This is a genomic window from Rhizobacter sp. P2_H3 (assembly GCF_056403355.1).
On record NZ_JBFUFQ010000343.1, the window covers coordinates 1 to 4391 of the forward strand.

Below are 4391 nucleotides of genomic sequence, written 5' to 3' on the forward strand. Positions count from 1 at the left end.
GTCCGCGAGCCGCCCCTCGGCGCGCGCCACGTCGGCCCGCGCACGCTGGCCCCAGGCGCGCTCGCGCGCCGGCCAGTCCAGGCGCTCCAGCGCCAGTGCCTCGTCCAGCGCCGCGCGCGCCGCCGGGTTCGGCGCCTGCCACAGACCGGCCAGCCCGGTCAGCTGCGCATACAGGCCGTGTTCGTCGCCGAGCGCGCGGTACAGCGCCTGCGCATGGTCGGCCGCGCCGCGCGAGCGGCCCGGCGAGCCCTCCGCCCACACCCATTGCGCGGCCCGCCACCAGGCGGCGGCCAGCGGCTTGGGAACGTTGTCATCGACCATCGCCTCGCTGATCTCGTGCCAGCGCCTCGCTTCGGCGTGCAGCGACAGGTGGTGCCACAGCGGCGCGGCGGCGCCGACCAGCGCGACCAGCGTCTCGGGGTCGTGCTGCTGCGACCACGCGAGCGCGGCGCGCAGGTTGTCGAGCTCGGGTTCGTAGAGCGCGAGCCACGGGGCATCCGGCATGCGCAGCCAGTCGCCCTGCGCGGCGGCGAAGAACTCGCGCAGCGCGCGCGCATGCCGGCCGCGCAGCGCGTGGGCGCGCGGGTCGTCCGCGAGGCGCGCCTGCGCGTAGGCGCGCGCGCTCTCGCTGAGCGCATAGCGCGGCGGATCGTCGGCGCTCACCTGCACCAGCGAGTGGTCCGACAGCAGCGCCAGCCCGTCGATCGCGGCCCAGCCGTCCGGATCGCTGCCGTCGGCCAGCACGGCGCCGGCCAGCGGCAGCGTGAAGCCGCCGGCGAACACGCCGAGCGAATCGAACAGCGCGCGCTGCGCCGGTGCGAGCAGCCCGAGGCTCCAGTCGAGCGCCGCCTGCAGCGTCTGCTGGCGGGTCGGCGTGCCGCGCACGCTGCTGGCGAGCAGGCGGAAGCGGTCGTCCAGCCGCGACGCGATGCCGGCCACGCCCAGCAGCGGCACGCGCGCCGCCGCCAGTTCCAGCGCCAGCGGCACGCCGTCGAGGCGGCGGCAGATCTCGGTCACCGCGCCGACGTTGGCGTCGGTCAGCGCAAAGCGCCGGTCGACCGCCTGCGCGCGCTCGCAGAACAGCGCGATCGCACCGTGCTGGCGGGCCGGCTCGGCGGCACTGCCGTCGGGCGGCACGGCGAGCGCCTCGATGCGCAGCAGCCGCTCGCCGGCGAGGTGCAGCGGCACCTGGCTCGTCACCAGGATGCGCAGCCCGGGCGCGGCCCGCTGCAGCGCCTGCACCAGCGGCGCCACCGCCTCCACCAGGTGCTCCGCGTTGTCGAGCACCAGCAGGGCCTGCAGGTTGCGGATCGACGACAGCAGCGCGGCCTGCGCATCGCCGCCGACCACCAGCTGCAGCGACAACGCCTGTGCGACCGCGCCGCTGATCAGCGAGGCGTCGGTCAGCGAGGCGAGCTCGACCCAGGCAACGCCGTCGGCCCAGGCCTGGCGCCCGGCCTGGGCCGCGGCGCGGGCGAGCGTGGTCTTGCCGATGCCGCCGGGCCCGACCAGCGTCACCAGGCCCGAGCGGTCGAGTTGCGCGAGCAGCTCGGGCAGCTCCCGCTCGCGGCCGAGCAGCGCGACCGGCCGCTCGGGCAGGGTGTCGCGCGGCGGCACGGCGGCCGCGGCCAGCGCGGGGGCAGGTGCAGGTGCGGGGGAGGACACGGCAGGCGCCTGCGCGGCCATCGTGAAGCGGTAGCCACGCCCGGGCACGGTCGCGATCGCCTGCGCGCCCAGCAGCTTGCGCAGCGCCGAGACGTGCACCTGCAGGTTGTTCTCCTCGACCACGAGGCCGGGCCAGACGAGGTCCAGCAGTTCGCCCTTGGACACCAGCCGGTCGCTGCGCTCGACCAGCGCCTGCAGCAGGTCGAAGGCGCGCGCGCCCAGCAGCGCCGGCTGGCCGTCGATCAGCAACTGGCGGGTGGCCGGATTCAGCGCGACGTGTCCGAAGCGGTAGTGGTCAGGCAAAGGGGATCCTCCAAGCCGGCGAATTTACGCGATGACACCGACTTTCAGAACGATTCAGGCCGGCTTCAGGACATTGAAGGACGGCGAGAGCGTGGATTCGGACACTCGGTTTCGCTCAGGGGGATTTTTCATCATGGACTTCAGCTCGCCATGGCCGCTCATCGCATCGGGATGCGCCATCGCCTGCGCCACGGGTTGGCTGACAGCGGCGTACCGCCGCGCACGGGTGCGCCCGAAGCCACCGGCGCGCGCCGGATCGGTGCTCGACACGGTGGGTTTCGCGGCACGCGGTGGCCGGGCGTTGGTCCGCGCCGAGTACCTGCCGGTGCCGGGCGGACGCGCCGCGGTGGTCCTGGTCAACGGTCGTGACGGCCGGCGCAACCGCGCGCTGGCACAGGCGCTGCGCACGCAAGGCCTGTCGGTGCTGGTGATCCAGCGGCGTGGCGGCTCCGGGCAGCGCGAGCGCGACGACCTGCTCGGCGCCGTCGACTACCTGCTGGACCGCGGCCACCCGCCGGGGCGCATCGGTGTGATGGGCTCGACCGGCTCGAACGTGGTGCTGGACGCCGCGGCCGGCGAGCCGGCCATCCGCGCCGTGCTGGCAGCGGCGCACCCCGCGCGGGCCGTCGCGTTCTTTCGCCAGCACCTGCTGCCCCCGCGCACCGTCTGCGTGATCTGGCCGCAGCCGGCGCGCGCCACCCCGGCCGCCGCCTGGGAGCGGCTGGCCGCCTGATCTGGGGGGCCGAGGGACGGGGGCTGAAGGGTAGAGGCTGAGAGACAATCGGCGGATGCCCTCCTCCCCGATGCCGCTCGACGGCAACCCCGCCTACGCGCTGCGCGCCGCCGAACTGCGCGATGTCGTGCCGATCGTCGGCCTGATCCGCGAACTCGCCGAGTTCGAGAAACTGACCCACCTGCTGCAGGTCACCCCCGAGAAGCTGCGGCCGCACCTGTTCGGCGAAAAGGCCGTCGCCGAGGCGATGGTGGCCGAGGCCGACGGCGAGGTGATCGCCTTCGCGCTGTTCTTCACCAACTTCTCCACCTTCCTCGCGCAGCCGGGGCTCTACCTCGAAGACCTGTACGTGCAGCCCGCGCACCGCGGCGAGGGCGTCGGCGAGGCCATGCTGACGCGGCTCGCGCGGCTGGCGGTCGATCGCGGCTACGGCCGCTTCGAGTGGAGCGTGCTCGACTGGAACGAGAACGCCATCCGCTTCTACGAGCGCATGGGCGCGACGATGCTGCCCGACTGGCGCATCTGCCGCATCACCGGCGATGAGCTGGCCCGCTTCGGCGCCTGAGTCAATGGGCATGGCCGATTCCTACGCGGCCCTGCATTCCACCTTCCGCTGGCAGGTGCCGGCGGATTTCAACATCGGCGAGGCCTGCTGCGCCCGCTGGGCGCGCGAGACGCCGGACGCGATCGCGATCCGCCACGAGCACGAGGACGGCACGCGCCGCACCTGCAGCTGGCGCCAGCTGCAGGCCCGTTCGCGCCGGCTCGCGGCGGCGCTGCAGCGGCTCGGCGTGCGGCGCGGCGACCGCGTCGCGATCGTGATGGCGCAGCGCATCGAGACCGCCGTCGCCCACATGGCATTGCACCAGCTGGGCGCGGTCGCGATGCCGCTGTCGGTGCTGTTCGGCCCCGAGGCGCTCGAGTTCCGGCTGCAGCACAGCGAGGCCGGTGTCGCGATCGGCGACGAGGCCTCGATCGCCGCGCTGCGTGCGGTGCGGCCGCAGTGCCCGGCGCTGCGCTGCATCGTCGCGGCCGGCGCGGCGGCCGGGCAGGGCGATGTCGACTGGGACACGCTGCTGCAGCAGGACGAGGGCGGCTTCGTGCCCGTCACGACGCGGGCCGCCGACCCGGCGATCCTGATCTACACCAGCGGCACCACCGGCCCGCCGAAGGGCGCACTGCTGCCGCAGCAGGCGCTGATCGGCAACCTGAGCGGCTTCGTCGCGAGCCAGAACTGGTTCCCGCGCCGCGACGAGGTGTTCTGGAGCCCGGCCGACTGGGCCTGGACCGGCGGGCTGATGGACGCGCTGCTGCCCACGCTGTACTTCGGCCGCGAGATCGTCGCGTACCAGGGGCGCTTCAGCCCCGAGAAGGCCTTCGAGCTGATGGCGCGCTACGGCGTCACCAACACCTTCCTGTTCCCGACCGCGCTGAAGGCGATGATGAAGGCCGTGCCGTCGCCGCGCGGACGCTACGCGCTGCGGCTGCGCACGGTGATGAGCGCCGGCGAGGCGGTCGGCGACGCGGTGTTCGCCTGGTGCCGCGAGCAGCTCGGCATCACCGTCAACGAGATGTTCGGCCAGACCGAGATCAACTACGTGGTCGGCAACTGCACCGAATACCTGGATGCCGAAGGCCGCGCGCAGCCCGGCTGGCCGGCGCGCCCGGGTAGCATGGGCCGCGCCTACCC

General features: G+C 74.0%; 5 protein-coding genes. 3 read left to right on the top strand and 2 right to left on the bottom strand.

The features are described from left to right. Positions 1 to 1968, bottom strand: a 1968-nt coding sequence (locus tag AC1D1T_RS30400; RefSeq protein ID WP_477993154.1) for an ATP-binding protein, incomplete at its 3' end; no start/stop codon positions are given. A gap of 54 nt (positions 1969 to 2022) precedes the next feature. Beyond that, positions 2023 to 2238, bottom strand: coding sequence for a hypothetical protein (locus AC1D1T_RS30405; RefSeq protein ID WP_465113932.1), 216 nt, complete (start codon positions 2236 to 2238; stop codon positions 2023 to 2025). On the opposite strand from AC1D1T_RS30405, the gene AC1D1T_RS30410 reads away from it, so the two are divergent. The 3 genes from AC1D1T_RS30410 to AC1D1T_RS30420 all read left to right on the top strand — a co-directional run. Further along, positions 2228 to 2701 (top strand): alpha/beta hydrolase family protein, encoded by a 474-nt coding sequence (locus AC1D1T_RS30410; protein WP_477827806.1) that lies wholly within the window; start codon positions 2228 to 2230, stop codon positions 2699 to 2701. The two genes, AC1D1T_RS30405 and AC1D1T_RS30410, sit on opposite strands and share 11 nt — an antisense overlap. Positions 2702 to 2756: 55 nt before the next feature. Further along, positions 2757 to 3266, top strand: coding sequence for a GNAT family N-acetyltransferase (locus AC1D1T_RS30415; RefSeq protein ID WP_477827807.1), 510 nt, complete (start codon positions 2757 to 2759; stop codon positions 3264 to 3266). A gap of 10 nt (positions 3267 to 3276) precedes the next feature. Next, positions 3277 to 4391 (top strand): acetate--CoA ligase (locus AC1D1T_RS30420; protein WP_477993155.1); only part of this gene is annotated, 1115 nt, incomplete at its 3' end.

What these genes read in the sequence shown, in the direction of transcription:
- AC1D1T_RS30415 (WP_477827807.1), top strand. Translation starts at nt 2,757, where the DNA reads ATGCCCTCCTCCCCGATGCCGCTCGACGGCAACCCCGCCTACGCGCTG.